This window comes from Campylobacter lari (assembly GCF_001017575.1).
Classification (GTDB): Bacteria; Campylobacterota; Campylobacteria; order Campylobacterales; family Campylobacteraceae; genus Campylobacter_D; species Campylobacter_D lari_C.
This window is the reverse complement of sequence record NZ_CP011372.1, coordinates 863,777-879,877: the sequence shown is the minus strand read 5'-3', so window position 1 is coordinate 879,877 and position 16,101 is coordinate 863,777. Positions and strand designations below refer to the sequence as shown.

Here is a 16,101-nt window from a genome sequence, read left to right as displayed (position 1 = left end):
ATATGCGTATTTTAAAACAACCATGCGGAATGTATGAAACAAATTGTTATATTATAGATCATAATAACAAGCAAATCATCATCGACCCAGGTGAAAATGCTTATGAGTTTATCAAAGAAAACGCAAGCAAACCTTTAGCTATTTTAAATACTCATGGTCATTATGATCATGTTTATGATAATGCTAAAGTTAAAAAGGTTTATGAAATTCCACTTTTTATCCATAAAGATGATGCTTTTATGTTAAAAGATCCTTTTAATTATGGTTTTGAGTATTCAAATGCTGATGTGTTAATAGAAAATGAAAATGAATTTAGTATAGATGAGTTTAAGTTTAAATTTCATCATTTCCCAGGGCATACTCCAGGGTGTTGTATGATAGAACTTGTGGGTGAAGATGTGCTTTTTAGTGGAGATTTTTTATTTTACCGTAGTATTGGTAGATGGGACTTTCCTTACTCAGATGCAACTAAGATGAAAGAGAGTTTGCTTAAAGTTTTAGCTTATGAAAAAGATTTTAGATTGCTTCCAGGGCATGGAGAAGAAAGCACTTTAAAAGAAGAGCAAAGTGCAATTCCTGCTTGGTTAAGGTATTTTCACTAATGGATAAGGTTTTATATTTTTTAAGTTTTTTGCTGATTTTAAGTGCGGTTTTGAGTTTTTTTAAACCCAAAGAAGCAAAAAAGAAATTTTTTCACAAATGCCCATGTTTTAGAGCGGTGGAAAATGGTTTAATGAGTAGAATTTGCATTTATGCAGGAAGTTTTGGTTTTATGTATTCTGTGCTTTATATAGGATTTGGAGTGTATGATAAAAAGCTTTTTATGATTTTGCTTTTATCTTTTGCGATATGGTATTTTGCTTGGGTTTTAAAAAAAGAGTAAAAAACTATCATTAAAAATGTTAAAATACTTTTTTAATTATCAAAAAGGGTATCAAAATGAGAAAAAGCATAGCAGAATGGCAAAAACAAGAGCTACTTTTACTTTCCTTGCCTCATGAAAATAGCGATTGGAAGCCTTATTTAGAAGAGATTTTGCAAAGCTATGAAGAATTTGTTAAAGCTGTGGCAAATTTTCAAAAAGTTTTACTTATAGCACCAAGTGAAAAAGACTTTCAAAGATTTAAGCATATAAAAAACATTGATTTTTTTAAGTGCGATACTAATGATACTTGGATTAGAGATTTTGGTGCAATTGATGTGTGTGAAGATGATAAACTCATAGGGCTTGATTTTATTTTTAATGCTTGGGGTGATAAATTTCAAAGCACTTTAGATAATGCGGTAAATTCAAAACTTTTTGCACAAAAATTATCTGGAAAATTAGAAAAAATTGATCTTATCTTAGAAGGTGGGAGTATTGATTTTAATGGGCAAGGGGTAATGCTTACAACGAGTGCTTGTTTATTAAATGAAAATAGAAATTCACATTTAAATAAAGAGCAAATTGAAACCAAGTTAAAAGAAATTTTTGGCTTAAAACAAATTATATGGTTAAATCATGGTTATATAAAAGGTGATGATACTGATCATCATATAGATACTCTAGCAAGATTTATCAATGAAAAAACCATTGCTTATTGTGTATGTAAAGATGAAAATGATGAGCATTATGCACCTTTAAAGGCTATGGAAGAGGAGCTTAAAAAAACAGGATTTGATTTATTAGAGCTTCCTTTACCTAAGCCTTTGTATTTTGAAGGTAAAAGACTTGGTGCTACTTATGCAAATTTTGTTTTTGTTAATGGTGGCTTGATAGTGCCAACTTATAATGATGAAAATGATGCTTTGGTATTAGAAAATTTACAAAAAGCATGTAAAGATAGAAAAGTAGTAGGGGTTGATGCAAGAGTGTTTTTAAGACAAAATGGTTCTTTGCATTGTTCTTGTCAAAACCGCTATGAAGGTCAAAGATGAATTTGCAAAAAAGCGCAACCATCATCGCAAGTGTATGTGCTGTTTTTTTAGCTATTGTTAAATTTATAGTAGGTTTAGCTTCGGGTTCTGTTGCGGTGCTTTCTAGTGCGATTGATTCTTTACTTGATTGTGTGATTTCGGGTTTAAATTTTTTAGCTTTGAAAAAAAGCTCTCAAGGCTCTAGTAAAGAATATAATTTTGGCCTTAGTAAAATTGAAGCCTTAATGGGGCTTTTTGAAGGTCTTGTGATTAGCGGGATTGGGGTTTATATTTTTTATGAGAGTGTTTTAAAAATTCATAATCAAGAAAGTGTAGAAAAACTTGATCTTGGAATTTATGTCATGGCTTTTGCTATGGCTGTGACTTTGTGTTTGGTAGTTTTTTTAAATTATGTTGCCAAAAAAACAAAAAGCTTGATTATAAAAGCTGATAGCTTACACTATAAAATAGACTTTTTAACTAATGCCCTAACGCTTTTAGCACTTGTGATTATAGCTTTTACAAATTATCATTTTATTGATGGTTTATTTGGCATAGCTATAAGTTTATATACGATTTTTTCAGCTTTTAAAATTATAAAAGAAAGTTCTAAAATTTTATTAGATGTGGCAATTGATAAAGAGCAAGTTGAAGTGATTAAGCAAATTATAAGTGCAAATAAAGAGGTCAAAAGCTTTCATCATTTAAAAACCAGAAAAAGCCCTGATATACTTTATGTTAGTGTGCATTTAGTTTTTGAACCTACAATATCACTTTTAAAAGCTCATAAAATCGGTGATGAGATTGAAGATAGTATAAGGGAGCATTTTAAAGATGATTTTTGGAATATCCATATACACTTAGACCCTTATGATGATTCAGAAGAAGAAAGGAGTAAAAATGAAATTAGCACTCATACAGCAAGAATTTAAACAAAATAAAGAAAAAACTATAGAAAAAACATGCGAACTTATCAAACAAGCAGCAAAAGAAAAAGCTGAACTTGTATGCTTGCAAGAGCTTCATCAAACGCAGTATTTTTGTCAAAGTGAAAATACAGACTTTTTTGATTTGGCAAATGACTATGAAGAAGATGTTAAATTTTGGTCTAATGTAGCTAGGGAAAATAATGTTGTTTTGGTAACTTCTTTATTTGAAAAAAGAAGTGCAGGGCTTTATCATAATACTAGCGTGGTATTTGAAAAAGATGGTTCCATAGCAGGTAAATACCGCAAAATGCATATTCCTGATGATCCTTGTTTTTATGAAAAATTCTATTTTACTCCAGGTGATTTGGGTTTTGAACCTATACAAACAAGCGTTGGAAAGCTTGGGGTTTTAATATGTTGGGATCAATGGTATCCTGAAGCTGCTAGGTTAATGGCATTAAAAGGGGCTCAAATTTTGATTTATCCTACTGCTATAGGTTGGTTTGATAAGGATGAAAAAGAAGAAAAACAAAGACAACTTGAAGCTTGGATAGGTGTACAAAGAGGCCATGCTATAGCTAATGGCTTGCCTGTGGTAGCTATTAATAGAGTGGGTTTTGAAAAAGATGAAAGCGGTGTGGAAGATGGCATAAGATTTTGGGGGAATTCTTTTGTCTTTGGGGCTCAAGGCGAAGAGCTTTTTAGAGCCGATGATAAACAAGAGCTTTGTAAAATCGTTGAAATTGACATGCAAAGATGTGAAAATGTGCGTAGATGGTGGCCATTTTTACGCGATAGACGCATAGAGTATTTTCATGAATTAAATAAAAGATTTATTGACTAAAAGGAGAAAAAATGAAAAAAGTTTTAGTGCCTTTGGCAAAAGGTTTTGAAGAAGCTGAATTTATAGGTATAGCTGATGTTTTAAAAAGAGCAGGAGAAGCTAGTGGAAATTTAGAAGTAATTATTGCTTCGCTAGATGATGAGCTTTTAGTACAAGGAGCTAATGGAATTTGTATAAGGGCTGATGTGAGTTTAGCTAGTGTTGATCAAGAAAATTTAGACGCAATTGCTTTGGCAGGTGGCTTTGAAGGTATGATGAATTTAAAAAACAATCAAGCTATCATAAAAATCATACAAGATTTACATGCTAAGAAAAAAATCGTAGCGGCTATTTGTGCTTCACCTATGGTATTGGCAAAAGCAGGGGTGATTAATGGAGAGTTTTCTTGCTATCCTGGTTGTGAAGTGGGTATTGAAGGAACTAGAATAAATAAAGCAGTTGTGGTAAATGAAAATGTCATCACAGCAGCTGGACCTGCTACGGCTATTTTATTTGGTTTAGAGCTTGCTAAGCATTTATGCTCAGAAGAAATTTATCAAAAACTTTATGAAGGTATGCTTATTCCTTTGACAAAATAAACCCTCGCTAATGAGGGTTTAGCTTACATTTGTTTCATAAGCTTGGTGATTTCACCCTCATGAGGAAATCTATCTACTTCGCAGTTAAACAAGTCTTTTTTTGAGTAAATGATTTTACCATCTACTTCTACTATAAAATGCCCACCACCTTTTTCTATGGTAGAAATTTGCGCATCTTTGAATTCATTTTGTATTTCTTCTGCAACCCTTGCAGCTTGTGGTTTGTAATTTCAAAGATTACAATAATAAATTTTTACTTCCATTTTTTACTCCTTTTTTGAAAGTAAGCTATTATACATTTTTTATGCTTGTAAGTTTTAAATTTAAGGTTTTTTTTTATAATAATAAAAAAATACAAGGGAAAATATGAGCCAATTTACACATTTGCATTTACATACAGAATACTCTTTACTTGATGGAGCAAATAAACTCAAAGAGCTAGCTAAAACTCTAAAAGCGCAAGGTGCAACAAGTGTTGCTATGACTGATCATGGAAATATGTTTGGTGCTATTGATTTTTATAAAACGATGAGAGCTGAAGGGATTAAACCTATCATAGGGCTTGAAGCGTATTTGCATAATCATGATGATTTAAGTGATAAAAGCTCAAGACAACGCTTTCATATTTGTTTGTTTGCTAAAAATGAAGTTGGCTATAAAAATTTGATGTATTTAAGCTCGCAAAGCTATATACATGGCTTGTATTATTACCCAAGGATTAATAAAAAGCTATTAGAAGCACATAGTGAGGGTTTGATTTGTTCTTCTGCATGTTTGCAAGGTGAGGTTAATTGGCATTTAAATACCAAAAATGAAAGAAATTTAAAATTTGGCGCAAAAGGTTATGAAGGCGCAAAAGAAGCTGCGCTTTGGTATAAAAAGGTTTTTGGAGATGATTTTTACCTTGAGATTATGCGTCATGGTATTGATGATCAAAAATTTATCGATGATTCTATCATCAAACTTGCTAAAGAGCTTGATATAAAAATCATCGCAACGAATGATACACATTATACTTTTAAAGAAAGAGCAGCTGCACATGAAGTATTTATGTGCATAGCTATGGGGGTTAAGCTTGATGATCCAGGGCGTTTAAGACATGAAGTGCATGAGTTTTATGTGAAAACACCAGAGCAAATGAGTGAGCTTTTTGCTGATATTCCTGAAGCTATTGAAAATACTCAAGAAATAGCTAATAAATGTAATTTAGAATTAAAACTAGGTGATCCAACACCACCAAATTTTAAATTTACCCGTGAATATGCAAAAAAATATGGCTTAAGTTTAAGTCAAGAAGATCAAGAATTTAGCTTTGATAATGATGATATAGTTTTTGAGTATCTTTGTAAAAAGGGCTTAGAAGAAAGACTTCAATTTATCGATGAGAGTAAACACCAAGAGTATAAAGATAGACTTGATTTAGAAATTAGTATTATTAAAAATATGAAATTTTCAGGTTATATGTTAATCGTTCATGATTTTATCGCCGCAGCTAAGGAAAAAGATATACCAGTTGGCCCAGGGCGTGGGAGTGCTGCGGGGAGTTTGGTTTCGTATTGTTTGAAAATTACAGATTTAGATCCTATACCTTATAATCTTCTTTTTGAGAGATTTTTAAATCCTGAGCGTGTATCAATGCCCGATATTGACGTGGATTTTTGTCAAGATAGAAGAGGGGAGGTGATTGATTATGTTATTGATAAATACGGAGCTGAAAAGGTTGCACAAGTCATTACCTTTGGTAAGCTTTTAGCAAAGGGAGTAATCCGTGATGTAGCTAGGGTTTGTGATATGAGTATACCTGATGCAGATGCTTTAGCAAAATTAGTTCCTGAAGAGCTAAAAATCACTTTAGAAAAAGCCTATGAGCAAGAACCAAAAATAGCTGAATTTGTAAATTCTCATCCAAAAGGACGTCAAGTTTGGGACTTTGCTAAAGCATTAGAGGGTTTAAATAGAAATGCAGGTATGCACGCAGCCGGAGTTGTGATATCTAATGAAGCTTTGTGGAATAAAGCTCCACTTTTTAGACAAAGCAAAAACGATGAGCGTCATTTAGTTACGCAGTATTCTAAAGAATATCTTGAAGATGTAGATTTAATCAAATTTGACTTTTTGGGTTTAAAAACTCTTACGGTGATTGATAATGCGATTAAGCTAGTAAAAAAGCGTTATGGTAAAGATGTAATTTGGGAAAAGATTGATATGAATGATCCTAAGGTTTATAAAACCATACAAAGTGGTAATACCTTGGGCATTTTCCAAATAGAATCAGGCGGTATGCAAAGTTTAAATGCTAGGTTAAAGCCTGAAAGATTTGAGGATTTAATCGCGGTTTTAGCTTTATATAGACCAGGCCCACTTGATAGTGGGATGGTGGATGATTTTATCGATATCAAGCATGGTAGAAAGGCTGCAACTTATGCATTTGAAGATTTAAAACCTATACTTGAAAATACTTATGGGGTTATAGTTTATCAAGAACAAGTTATGCAAATAGTGCAAAAAATCGGTGGTTTTTCTTTGGGCGGGGCTGATAATGTGCGCCGTGCTATGGGTAAGAAAAAAAGAGAAATTTTGGATAATCTTAAAGCAGAGTATCTAGAAGGTGCTAAAAAACAAGGCTATGATGAGAAAAAGGCTGATGATTTGTTTGAGCTTATTTTGAAATTTGCTGAATATGGTTTTAACAAATCTCACTCGGCTGCTTACGCACTTATAACCTTTCAAACAGCGTATTTAAAGACTTATTATCCAAGTGAGTTTATGGCTGCGCTTTTAACAAGTGAAGAAAGCAATGTAGATAAGGTCGCAAAATACATTGAAGAAATGAAAAGAATGAATATCAAGCTTTTGCCGCCAAGTATTAACAAAGCTCAAAGAGAATTTAGTGCAACTAAGCTTGAAGATGGTTCTGAAGCTATTATTTATGGGCTTGGAGCGATTAAGAGTGTGGGAATTCCTGCGATAGAAAATATCATGGCAATTCGTAAGGAAGAGGGCTTTAGTGATTTTGATGATTTTATAAGTTCGATTGATCCTACTAAGATTAACAAAAAAACCATAGAAAATTTAGCTAAATCAGGAGCTTTTGATGAGTTTGGCTATACTAGAAAATGTTTAGTAGATAATCTTGAGCTTATTTCAGAAACAAGTAGGAAAATCGCTGAAGTTAAAAGAAATTCTACTGCTTCACTTTTTGGAGAAGAGGAAATAGCTGCAGATATCAAAGTAGGGCTTCATGATAGTAAAATCGAATTTGAACTAATGGAAAAGCTAGGCTATGAAAAAGAAATCTTAGGAATTTATGTATCAGGCCACCCTTTGGATAAATTTGCAAGTCAAATAGAAGGCATAGAGTATTTTAAAAGTATGGATTTTGAAACACTCAAAGGCGAAGGCGAGCTTTTAGTTGTAGGAAAGATCGAAGATTTTAAATCGATGATGAGTAAAAGTGGTAAAAGATACGCTAAGGCTGTGGTTTTAGACTTTTATTCTACTTTTGATATGATTATCTTTGAAGCTCAAGTAGAAAAAGTTGAAGCGCTTTTTAAAGAAAGCAAAGATGAAGCCTTTGCCTTTTTACTAAGATATAAAAACAACGACAATGACTTAAGCTTTAGTCTAAATGAAATTTACACCCTAGAAGAAGCAAAGGAAAATGAGCTAAAATCTTTTAGTAAGAAAAAAAGCTTTGCAAAAAAAGAAAATAAAGAAGAATTTACCCAAGAGCCTATGAAATTTGAAGAAAATATCATAGAACTTGATATTAACAAGCTTAGTAAAGATATGGTGTATGAAATTTATGATCTAGCTAATACAAGGCACAATCCAAAAGATACTAATAACAAAAAGCTTGTGCTAAAAGTACTTGATATGGGTAGTTGCTTGCTTTATCATACAAATTTTGTTCTCTCACAAGAAGCTATGGATGTGATAGCTCAAAAATGTAAAAGTTAAAATATAGACATCAAAAGTCCATTTTATACAGTTAGTTATATCAATACAATATAAAAAGGAATAAAAAATGGCTTTAGTGCTTGAGACTATTCAAGATTATACCATCCAAAAAGATTTTTTAGCTTTTTGGATGTGTTTTAACACTCCAAACAATGATTTTCATGTCAATAAAACAAAACATAGTGATTTGTTTGATAAAGACAAGACAGATTATAAAGCTAGAGATGAAATTTTAGCTTTTAGAAAGAAAATTTTCCAAAAACAAAACTAACTATGGTATTTGATACGGCTCCGGTGGGGTATTTGTTGTATCCTTATTTGGGTAGTCTTGCTGTTGATTGTGAGGAAAATGATGAGGTTTATAAGGTTATAAACAAAAAATACGAAGATGAAAACTGCATGCCAAAATCTATGAATGCAGTTTTTTGGGAAATGAGCCTTGAAGTAGCTAAAGAGCTACATGAGGCTAGGAAATTTGATTATGAAAATTTTTAAAGGTAAAAAATGCAAATACAAACTTATATAAAAGAAGCTTTAGACAAAGCAGAGGTAATCATCATCACAGCTGGAGCTGGCATGGGGGTAGATAGTGGTTTGCCTGATTTTAGAGGAAAAGATGGTTTTTGGAGGGCTTATCCGCATTTGCAAAAACTAGATATAGACTTTGAACGCATGGCTAATCCTACAAATTTTTATACAAATGCACAGCTTGCTTGGGCTTTTTATGGACATAGATTTAAATTATACAAAGATACTATGCCACATAAAGGTTATGAGATACTTTTAAAACTTGCAAAAAGCAAACAAGATTATTATGTCGTTACGACTAATGTAGATGGGTATTTTAAAAAAGCTGGTTTTGATGAGAATAAAATTTATGAATTTCATGGAAATATAAATTACTTGCAATGTTTTAATTATGCATGTGGTGATTTGATCTGGCAAATGCAAGAGGAATTAGATATAGATATGGAAAATTTCAAAGCCTTATCTTTGCCAAAATGTCCTAGGTGTCAAGGTTTGGCAAGACCAAATATCTTGATGTTTAATGATGGTAGTTTTAATGATAGCCGTTATTTTTTACAAAAGCAAAGTTATAAAAACTGGCTTAAACCCTTAGAGGATAAAAACATCTTACTTATAGAGCTTGGAGCTGGTAAGGCTGTACCTAGTATGCGTATATTTGGCGAGAATTTTTGTAAAAAAAGCAAAGCTAGAACACTTTTAAGGATCAATCCAAATGAGTGTGATTTTCCAAAGTTTTTTAGAAATGGCATAGGGCTTAAGATGAAAGCTTTGGAAGCTTTGGAAATGATAGATAGCTTGATATAATAAGCTTAAAATTTAGAAAGGCTATAAATGATTGAAAAAGAAAACGAAGTAAAATCTTGCGTTGTGAGTTTGAAAGAGTTGGTGCAGGGTGAAGTGGATAATAAAAATACCCAAAAAACAGATATATTTTTAAAAGAAGCTTTTTCTTTAAACATACCTGATTATCAACGCCCTTATTCTTGGGGTATAGAGCAAGTTAAAATTCTTTTAAAAGATATAAGCGAACAAATAAATAAAAACCAAAATAAACAAGATGTTGAAAAACAAAAATATCTTTTAGGAAGTTTGATATTGCATAAGGGAAATGCAGAAATAGTAGATGGCCAACAACGCCTTACTACTTTGGCTTTGATTTTAAGAGTTTTATGTAAATGTAATTTTTTAAATAATGTTGAATACTCTCATAATGAGTCAAAATACCATATCAAAGAAAATTACGAGTATATAAAAGCTTATTTTGAAAGTTGTAGTGATAAAGAATGCGAGTTTTTAAATTTTCTTTTAGAGAATATAGAATTTATCTGCGTTTTAGCTCCAAGCGAAGATGATGCGTTTTTGTTTTTTGATAGTGCAAATTCAAAAGGTAAAGGTTTAAAATCATATGATCTTATAAAGGCTTTTCATTTGCATTCTTTAGAGAAAAAACAAGGTAGTATGCTAGGTTATTATGCAAGGAAATTTGAAAATCTTGCAAAAGATGAAAGGAAAATCACTATTTTATTTGATGAGCTTTTAGCACCTGCTAGAGCATGGTTAAAGCACAAAAGCATTAATGCTAATGATATTAAAGCATACGAAGAGTTTTGTAAAGAATTTTTTAGTGATAAATTCCTTTATAGCAAGGAAGATTTAGGGGTTTTAAGTAGTTTTGCTAATGGGGTGGATTTTTTTGAGTATTTGTTTAAATACAATGAGTTTTTTGATAAGTTATCAAATAATGCTTTATACCAAGAGCTAGATGAAATATATTACACAGGATTTATTTATAACAAATACATTTATGCCATTGCTGTGATGATTTATTTTTCTAAATTTCCAAATGGTAATAGTGATTATTTCTTAGCCTTGCTTGCAAGAGCTGCTTTTAGCTTAAGAGTTTATAGACCAAGTATTTATAGAGCTACTCAAAGAGATTATGCTTTGGAATTTTTAGAAAAAGTGTATTTTGTATCTTTTGATGATTTTAAAAATTTTATTTTGTCTAAGAATTAGCGCAAAATCGCCCAAACAAATGTTTTGAAGCCTTAAGAGCCTTTTTGCAATTTGTTTTTTATCAAAGCTTAAATTTAATTCTTTAGCAAAAAATTCAAAAGCCTTTAAAAGCTTTTCTTGCTTTAATGCTTGAAATTCTATCTTTAGATCAAATCTTCTTATGCTAGCTTTGTCAAGGCTTTGTAGGTAATTTGTAGAAGCTATGAAAATACCTTCAAAATTTTCCATTTGCATAAGCATTTCATTGACTAAGCTTTTTTCCCAGCTTTTATTTGCTTCATCTCTACTATAAATTAACGCATCGATTTCATCAAGTTGTAAGATAGCATTATCATTAGAAGCTTTTTTGAAAATGTTTGCGATATTTTTTTCATTATTGCCCACAAAAGGATCTAAAATATCACTAAGTTTATAAGAATGTAAAGTTTTATTTAAAACATTGGCTAGTTCTTTGCCAAATTCGCTTTTTCCACTACCTGCTATGCCATAGCTTAAAATTCTCAAACTTGAATTTTTATCGATATTGTTTATTAGTTCTTGTAAATTTAAATCACATTCTATCAAGCTTAAATCGTATTTTTTGTCTTTTTTTGGCATTGAAATGCCCTGAAGTGATCTTGCTTTTAAATTTTCATTGATCAACCTTACAAATACTTCTTGGCTTTTGCTTTTAAAGATCTTAGCATTGTTTGCACATTTTAAAATAACCCCTTGAGAAAGTTCAGGATGAGAAGCTATATTTTCTATAATGGCTTCATCTATTTTTATATTTTTTTATTAAATAGCTTTTTTATATTTTGAATTTTCTTTTCTTTAGGCATACTTTCAAGCTCTAAAATCACATCAAAACGTCTCAAATACGCTTCATCCATGTCTTTAGAATTTGATAAAAATACACAAATGCCATTTTCTTCATCTAAGATTTTATTGATTTTTAATTTTTCTTTTAAAGAATTATAGCAAAGGCTATCTTCACACTCATCAAAGACTACCATTTGTTTTTTTGGATTGAGTATCTTTTTAAGTGCGTAAAAATTTGAAATTCTATTTGATTTTTTATCATTTTCGCAATCTTTAACGCACAATGCTTCTTTATCAAGCTCTTTAGCTATGAGTGCGCTAAGCTCATTTTTGCCTACGCCTGCTTTTCCGTATATAAAAATATTTCCTTTTTGGCGTTTTTTTAAAAAAGTAATGATAGTATTTAATTCTTCTTGTATATAGTCAAAATCACTCAAATTTAGTCTAGTTTTAGGTAAAAAATACGAAAACTCACCCATAAGTGTAGTTTTGCTAATATCTTGAGTGAAAATGCTTTCAAAATTGTTTACATCTATACCAAAGGCATCACTATCATAATAGCACAAGGCATCTAGTTTAAAAAGCATAGAATCATCACTTAAAGCTTTATTGACATCTTTTGAAGTGTGGTTGAAAATTTTTTCTATGATCTTTTTGCCCAAAGCAGTGCTATAACCTTGGTGTAAAGCAAATCTACCTTTGTTTGCATAGTAAAAAAACGCAAACGCATCACATTCTGCTTGAGTAAAATTTAAGTATTTTTTAAGATAACTTAGATTTTTCTTTAAAAAACTAGGATAGATAAATTTGGAGTATTGTTTATAGATAAAACTAGGGATTTTACCATCTTTTTCTAGTGTATCTTCAAATTCGATGTAAAAATCTTTTTTGATTTGTTTGCTGTTTGAGAGCATTTGTGTGTGTAGTGAGATGACTTTTACATTGTGTGAGTAATAATCAAAATCCGCAATGTGAGTAAGGGTAGAAGTATTTGTTTGCATTATAAACCTTTAAACTAAGATATATAATGCAATTATAAACAAAATAACTAGACTTTAGTTGTCTAGTTATGAAAAATTATTTGTTGTTTTGTTTTCTAATAAGTCTTTATAGAAATTTTTAACACTATTACTAAAATATTTTTCAAAATCACTAGCGCTTATCATATCGCTTTTTGCATTATTGCAAATACAGCAGGCTAAAACACAATTTTCTTCATTGTAGCCTTTATCTGGATCTAATCTTTCAATTTGCAATGAGCTATTAAAAGATGGTTTTTTGGAAGTTATAAGCTTGTTTTTAAATAGATTTGCTATATCACTTTGCGCTATTTTGCAGTAATAACATTCTTTCTCTTGTTTTTTATACCATGATATAAATTTTCTAGCACTTCCAAATGGTTCTTTATTATCATTTCTTCTTTTTGTAGAGCGATATCTGCTTTTTAAATCTTTTAATGAGCTTTGCATTTTTTTATAAAGTTTATCATATTCCTCATTGTCAAATTCTCCATGCGACTCATTTAACTTAAAAACTATATAGTCTTTAAGTAACTTATGCTTTTTCTTTAATTCACTCTTTGTTTCTTTTTCATTAAGTTCGTTTATCGCTTTATCCCATTCTGATAAAGCACTTTTTAGATAAAGCTCTTCAAATTTTTCTTCTAATGTTTGATTTTCCATTTTTAATCCTTTAAATAAATTTAATCATTGTAAAATATTAGCACCAATGCAATGCAAAGCACCACCTTTTTTGATAATAGGCTTTAGATATATACCTATGATTTGTTTATTTTTATAGATATTTTGTAAAAAGCTTAAAACTCTCTCATCCTCATCAATATTATAAGTTGGCACAAAAATCACCTTATCAAACTCTAAAAAATTTAAATACGCACCCCATTTGTATTTTTGCATAAATTCTTTAGAATAGCTCATTTTTGTAACTTTAAAATCTTTTAAAGCGGTGTTTAATTTCTCAAAAAATTGTACATTTTCTAAAGAAAAATCATTGATTAGCACATGATCTTTGCTTATAAATCTTACCATACTATCGCTATGCGCATATCTATCATAAGCTAGTCTTGGTAAAAAGACTATGTGTTTTAAATTTAGACTTTGTTTTAAAGTATGGATAATGCTTTCCTTGCTAAGTGTTGGATTTTGGCTAAAAATTTTCTCACACATAAAGGCAATATCATGTTTTCTTATGAAATTACCTCCATCAAGGATTAAATTTAAGTGATTTTTTAGAGGTTTTATAGTGGTTTTTAAATGTGGATAATTTCTAAGATAATCAGGATCATAAATATAACTTGTCGCTGTATTTTCATACACTAAAGGCATGAAATCTCTTAACCATATATCATTACTTGGTATTTCTTTAAAAGCGATGTTAAATTTAGCAAAAATTCGCACAAGATTTTGATAAATTCTTTTATATTTTGATGATAAAAGTGTAGAAATAGCTATCATTCATCGCTCTTTAGCATGCTTAAAACTAACAACTCATCATCATAAATAATGTCATATTGTAAGATATCTCCCCAAAGCTTTAATTTGCCTTGTGAATTTTCATAATGCTTCATAGCTAGTTCTTTGAGTTTTTGCATGATTTGCGTTTTATCAAGATAGAGCATATCATTGCTAATAGGAAATTTAAGCACGCGTAAATGAGATAAAAACATTAAAGTATGCAAAGGCTCGCTTTTACGTTTAAAATTTGTTTTTATGATGGCTTTTGCTTCTTGTAATTTTATGTGTTTATCTTTTAATAAAATACTTTGTTCTAAAATTGAATTTAAAATTTCTTTATCTAAGATAAAATCAAATTTTTGTATAAATTCTAAAGAGGAATTTACCATATCATAATGTCCTTTTAAAAGCCATTCTTGTATGCTTTCGCATTCTAAAAACAAAGTTTTTGTTTTGGTAAATTTTTCTACATTGTTATAGCCAAATTTCTTTGCAAGCAAAGTCTCATCGGTGTGAGTTAGGATGTGTTTCATGGTTTGAAGCATTTTTATCCTTTTTAAATGATTTGAAAAATCATAGCTAAAAAAAACAGACAATGGTAGTCTATATTTTTGTAGTATAATTGTGAAAATTATTTTAAAGGCATTGTAAATGAAAAATTTTATTGAAGAATTATTAAGGGTTAATGATAAATTTGAAGAAAATACCAAAAAAGGCATGAGTGATATAAATATTTTCGAAGCTTTGGGAGTTGAGTATAAAGAAAACTATCATTCTAAATTTATAGCTTATTTGATCGATCCGCATGGTGATCATTATCAAGAGCTTTTTGCAAATGAGTTTTTAAAAAAGCTTGGAAGATACACAAAAGCTAAGAAATTTAAAAATCTTACAGCCCATGACATAGAAAGCGTAGAAACAGAAGCTTGTGCTAAAGATAATAGAAGAATCGATATACTCATAAGTTTAAAAGATAAAAGATATATCATCATAGAAAATAAACTTTATGCAAAAGATCAACCAGATCAACTCAAAGACTACATAAAACACATAAGAGAAAAAGTTAAAAACATAGATGATTTTCATGAAAATATACTTACTATTTATTTGCATAAAAATGAAGATACCGAGCCTAGCAAATATAGCTTAGGCATAAAAAATGGATTTAAAATAAATGATGATCTTATATATGATAGCAATGATAAAAAAATGAGTTTTTATCTAAAAATGGATTATAAATGGATAAAAGAGTGGATTAATGCTTGTATAGGTGTGTGTGAGAATAAAGTTAAAAACAATGAAATTGATAAAAAATTTAAAAATGATATGCAAAATGTGATTTTTACTTTAAATCAGTATAAAACTCTTTTAACTTGGTATGTAGCTATAGATGATTATGTGGCTAAAGATTATGTCATGGAATTTTTGAGATCGAGCAAAGAAAATTTAAACAATGCTACAAATTTGTATAGATATACCAAAAATAAAAGTGATTTTAAAGATGTAGATAATGATAAATATAAAAAAGCAAAAGAAATAATAAGAGAGAAGTGGGATGAAATTTGTGAAGAATTAGTAAATGATTTTTTTAATGAGCTTGAAAAAGAATTTGAAAAAGAACGAACTATATGTGATGAAAAATGGTTTGGATATAAGCTTGATGAGAAAAGAGTTAATTACGATTGGTTTGATTTTTATCCAAAAATTTATGAAGATGATAATGATGTGTGGCCTAGTGTGGGTGTTTTTTTTGGAAAAAGTGATTATGATAATTTCGGATTGACTTTTAAAATGAATTATAATGAAGATAAAAATAAGTATGAAAAATGCTTAGAATGTTTTCAAAACTCAAATATAAGAAATGATAATATCCGCAGAAGTGGCGATCATTATTACTATGATGTATTTGAAAATTTTAACTTTAAAGAAAAATATGCTTTTGCGTATTGGCTTATAGAAAATTATGGAGAATGGACGAAAAAATTTTGTGAAATTTTAAAAGAATTTTTAGACAAGAATACCATAAAAAACACTTTAGAAAAGATTAACAATAAATTAAAACCAAACAAATAAGC

General features: G+C 30.1%; 18 protein-coding genes. 12 read left to right on the top strand and 6 right to left on the bottom strand.

Annotated features, from left to right (window positions below; all coding sequences use genetic code 11):
• Positions 1 to 2: 2 nt before the first annotated feature.
• Genes CD56_RS04655 through CD56_RS04630 form a run of 6 tightly spaced genes read left to right on the top strand, consistent with a single transcriptional unit; the run spans position 3 to position 4,247 of the window.
• Positions 3 to 602 carry an MBL fold metallo-hydrolase gene (locus CD56_RS04655; RefSeq protein ID WP_047208337.1) on the top strand — a complete coding sequence of 200 codons (600 nt, stop codon included), beginning with the start codon at positions 3 to 5 and terminating at the stop codon, positions 600 to 602.
• On the top strand, positions 602 to 883 hold the full coding sequence (locus tag CD56_RS04650) for a hypothetical protein (protein WP_012661606.1): 282 nt from the start codon (positions 602 to 604) through the stop codon (positions 881 to 883). The genes CD56_RS04655 and CD56_RS04650 overlap by 1 nt, the downstream gene beginning before the upstream one ends.
• 56 nt (positions 884 to 939) lie before the next feature.
• On the top strand, positions 940 to 1,917 hold the full coding sequence (locus CD56_RS04645; protein WP_047208336.1) for an agmatine deiminase family protein: 978 nt from the start codon (positions 940 to 942) through the stop codon (positions 1,915 to 1,917).
• Entirely contained in the window at positions 1,914 to 2,828 is a 915-nt protein-coding gene (locus CD56_RS04640; protein WP_039618421.1) for a cation diffusion facilitator family transporter, read from the top strand. Before CD56_RS04645 ends, CD56_RS04640 begins: the two co-directional genes overlap by 4 nt.
• Positions 2,797 to 3,669 (top strand): N-carbamoylputrescine amidohydrolase, encoded by an 873-nt coding sequence (locus tag CD56_RS04635; RefSeq protein WP_039618419.1) that lies wholly within the window; start codon positions 2,797 to 2,799, stop codon positions 3,667 to 3,669. The genes CD56_RS04640 and CD56_RS04635 overlap by 32 nt, the downstream gene beginning before the upstream one ends.
• An 11-nt stretch (positions 3,670 to 3,680) precedes the next feature.
• Entirely contained in the window at positions 3,681 to 4,247 is a 567-nt protein-coding gene (locus CD56_RS04630) for a 4-methyl-5(beta-hydroxyethyl)-thiazole monophosphate synthesis protein (protein ID WP_039618417.1), read from the top strand.
• Between the two features lie 23 nt (positions 4,248 to 4,270).
• Here CD56_RS04630 and CD56_RS08455 read toward each other — a convergent pair whose 3' ends face one another.
• Positions 4,271 to 4,510, bottom strand: a complete 240-nt coding sequence (locus CD56_RS08455) for a SelT/SelW/SelH family (seleno)protein (protein WP_257396702.1) — start codon at positions 4,508 to 4,510, stop codon at positions 4,271 to 4,273.
• 103 nt (positions 4,511 to 4,613) lie between these two features.
• Here CD56_RS08455 and dnaE point away from each other — a divergent pair, with 103 nt between their 5' ends.
• The 5 genes from dnaE to CD56_RS04610 all read left to right on the top strand — a co-directional run bounded on the left by dnaE (position 4,614) and on the right by CD56_RS04610 (position 10,751).
• Positions 4,614 to 8,207 carry a DNA polymerase III subunit alpha gene (dnaE, locus tag CD56_RS04625; RefSeq protein WP_047208335.1) on the top strand — a complete coding sequence of 1,198 codons (3,594 nt, stop codon included), beginning with the start codon at positions 4,614 to 4,616 and terminating at the stop codon, positions 8,205 to 8,207.
• 67 nt (positions 8,208 to 8,274) lie between these two features.
• The gene (locus CD56_RS08365) at positions 8,275 to 8,478 is read left to right on the top strand and encodes a hypothetical protein (RefSeq protein ID WP_200897083.1); all 204 of its coding nucleotides are present in this window, start codon (positions 8,275 to 8,277) and stop codon (positions 8,476 to 8,478) included.
• Positions 8,479 to 8,480: 2 nt separating this feature from the next.
• Positions 8,481 to 8,702 carry a hypothetical protein gene (locus CD56_RS08360; RefSeq protein WP_200897082.1) on the top strand — a complete coding sequence of 74 codons (222 nt, stop codon included), beginning with the start codon at positions 8,481 to 8,483 and terminating at the stop codon, positions 8,700 to 8,702.
• A gap of 9 nt (positions 8,703 to 8,711) precedes the next feature.
• Positions 8,712 to 9,539: an SIR2 family NAD-dependent protein deacylase gene (locus CD56_RS04615; protein ID WP_047208334.1), complete on the top strand. Its 828-nt coding sequence runs from the start codon at positions 8,712 to 8,714 to the stop codon at positions 9,537 to 9,539.
• Positions 9,540 to 9,566: 27 nt separating this feature from the next.
• Complete coding sequence (locus CD56_RS04610) at positions 9,567 to 10,751, top strand: DUF262 domain-containing protein (RefSeq protein WP_047208796.1); 1,185 nt, start codon at positions 9,567 to 9,569, stop codon at positions 10,749 to 10,751.
• Here CD56_RS04610 and CD56_RS04605 read toward each other — a convergent pair.
• From CD56_RS04605 to CD56_RS04585, 5 genes are all read right to left on the bottom strand, one after another.
• Positions 10,689 to 11,348 (bottom strand): ATP-binding protein, encoded by a 660-nt coding sequence (locus tag CD56_RS04605; RefSeq protein ID WP_144411987.1) that lies wholly within the window; start codon positions 11,346 to 11,348, stop codon positions 10,689 to 10,691. The genes CD56_RS04610 and CD56_RS04605 overlap by 63 nt on opposite strands.
• 167 nt (positions 11,349 to 11,515) lie before the next feature.
• Complete coding sequence (locus CD56_RS04600) at positions 11,516 to 12,553, bottom strand: P-loop NTPase family protein (protein ID WP_047208332.1); 1,038 nt, start codon at positions 12,551 to 12,553, stop codon at positions 11,516 to 11,518.
• A gap of 66 nt (positions 12,554 to 12,619) precedes the next feature.
• On the bottom strand, positions 12,620 to 13,234 hold the full coding sequence (locus tag CD56_RS08100; RefSeq protein ID WP_052768375.1) for a hypothetical protein: 615 nt from the start codon (positions 13,232 to 13,234) through the stop codon (positions 12,620 to 12,622).
• Positions 13,235 to 13,258: 24 nt separating this feature from the next.
• Positions 13,259 to 14,026 (bottom strand): agmatine deiminase family protein, encoded by a 768-nt coding sequence (locus CD56_RS04590; protein ID WP_047208331.1) that lies wholly within the window; start codon positions 14,024 to 14,026, stop codon positions 13,259 to 13,261.
• On the bottom strand, positions 14,023 to 14,571 hold the full coding sequence (locus CD56_RS04585; protein ID WP_047208330.1) for a hypothetical protein: 549 nt from the start codon (positions 14,569 to 14,571) through the stop codon (positions 14,023 to 14,025). Before CD56_RS04585 ends, CD56_RS04590 begins: the two co-directional genes overlap by 4 nt.
• A 106-nt stretch (positions 14,572 to 14,677) precedes the next feature.
• On the opposite strand from CD56_RS04585, the gene CD56_RS04580 reads away from it, so the two are divergent.
• The gene (locus CD56_RS04580) at positions 14,678 to 16,099 is read left to right on the top strand and encodes a PDDEXK-like family protein (protein ID WP_047208329.1); all 1,422 of its coding nucleotides are present in this window, start codon (positions 14,678 to 14,680) and stop codon (positions 16,097 to 16,099) included.
• Positions 16,100 to 16,101 lie beyond the last annotated feature (2 nt).